This window comes from Vibrio sp. 1078-1 (genome assembly GCF_033340475.1).
Map to the genome: position 1 here is coordinate 1 of NZ_JAWOWM010000343.1, position 709 is coordinate 709.

Below are 709 nucleotides of genomic sequence, written 5' to 3' on the forward strand. Positions count from 1 at the left end.
GGTATCGCGCCCGATAAACAAGGGCGAGTATTTAACTCCTTCGAGCAAGCAGATTCTTCAACTACAAGAAAGTTTGGAGGAACGGGTTTAGGGTTGGCCATCGTTAAAAAGCTCACTGAACTTATGGGTGGTTCTATTACCTTAAAGAGCGTAGAAGGGGTCGGCACGCAGTTTATTGTCACTTTGCCGATACCATGGAATGAGAGCGAAAAACCGAGCCCGCAGCATACGCCAGTTCAAACCCGAAGCACTCAGAACTTGCGTATTTTGTTGGCAGAAGATAACCGCGTAAATGCTTTGGTGGCGAAAGGCTTTTGCGAAAAGTTAGGGCACGCAGTGGATGTCGCAGAAAACGGGCTGGTTGCTGTAGAAAAGGCACGCGACAACGATTATGACCTTATCTTGATGGATAATCAAATGCCAGAGATGAATGGTGTCGAAGCGACTCGTTTTATTCGCGAAAAGCTAGGGGTAAAGACGTTGCTGTTTGCCTATACTGCGGATGTCTTTCGTGAGGCCCATGACCACTTTATCGCGGCAGGTGCCGATCATGTCCTAACCAAGCCTCTGCAAAGGGAAAGTTTTGCTGACGCTTTGAAGCAATTCAGTGCGAGGCTCAAAGTGAAACAAACTGAAGAGGTATCGCCAGCGAGCAATGTATTGCAACTGCAACGTAAGCCGATTGAAAACTTGAGGCTGACGGAAGAGG

1 protein-coding gene is annotated in these 709 nt (G+C 48.0%); it reads left to right on the forward strand.

Going from position 1 to position 709, the window contains the following annotated elements:
- A partial coding sequence (locus tag R7190_RS27470) for a response regulator (RefSeq protein WP_318137881.1) occupies window positions 1-709 on the forward strand: 709 nt, incomplete at both ends.